This window comes from Bacillus sp. BB51/4 (assembly GCF_008368845.1).
GTDB classification, from domain to species: Bacteria; Bacillota; Bacilli; order Bacillales; family Bacillaceae_G; genus Bacillus_A; species Bacillus_A wiedmannii.
Genome location: NZ_QOSC01000045.1, coordinates 1 through 553, shown reverse-complemented (window position 1 = coordinate 553; position 553 = coordinate 1). Strand labels below are relative to the sequence as shown.

The 553-nt window shown below is 49.2% G+C and carries 4 tRNA genes and 1 rRNA gene; all 5 read right to left on the bottom strand.

Annotated elements, in window-relative coordinates:
• Nucleotides 1-40: 40 nt before the first annotated feature.
• Nucleotides 41-121, bottom strand: a tRNA-Leu gene (locus DN392_RS30160).
• A 22-nt stretch (nt 122-143) separates the two neighbouring features.
• Nucleotides 144-219, bottom strand: a tRNA-His gene (locus DN392_RS30155).
• Between the two features lie 10 nt (nt 220-229).
• Nucleotides 230-305, bottom strand: a tRNA-Thr gene (locus DN392_RS30150).
• Nucleotides 306-309: 4 nt separating this feature from the next.
• Nucleotides 310-385 (bottom strand) — tRNA-Val (locus DN392_RS30145).
• Between the two features lie 4 nt (nt 386-389).
• Nucleotides 390-505, bottom strand: a 5S ribosomal RNA gene (rrf, locus tag DN392_RS30140).
• Nucleotides 506-553 lie beyond the last annotated feature (48 nt).

The window sequence follows — 553 nt, the reverse complement described above, 5'->3', positions numbered from 1 at the left end:
ACTACTTCCGCAAGACATGTATGAGTTATTTTATTAAAAGTGCGGGTGAAGGGAGTCGAACCCCCACGCCAAAGGCGCTAGATCCTAAGTCTAGTGCGTCTGCCAATTCCGCCACACCCGCATATTAATTATTCAAAGAAAAATGGGGCGACTGATGGGAATCGAACCCACGAATGCCGGAGCCACAATCCGGTGCGTTAACCACTTCGCCACAACCGCCATGATTTTCTGGTGCCGACTAGAGGACTTGAACCCCCAACCTACTGATTACAAGTCAGTTGCTCTACCAATTGAGCTAAGTCGGCTAAATGGTGGAGGATGACGGGATCGAACCGCCGACCCCCTGCTTGTAAGGCAGGTGCTCTCCCAGCTGAGCTAATCCTCCATTTGCCTGGCAACGTCCTACTCTCACAGGGACAAGGTCCCAACTACCATCGGCGCTAGAGAGCTTAACTTCCGTGTTCGGTATGGGAACGGGTGTGACCTCTCTGCCATCATTACCAGACTGTATTCATTTAAGACAAGAATCATTGTAACTTATTTAACTTTTAAA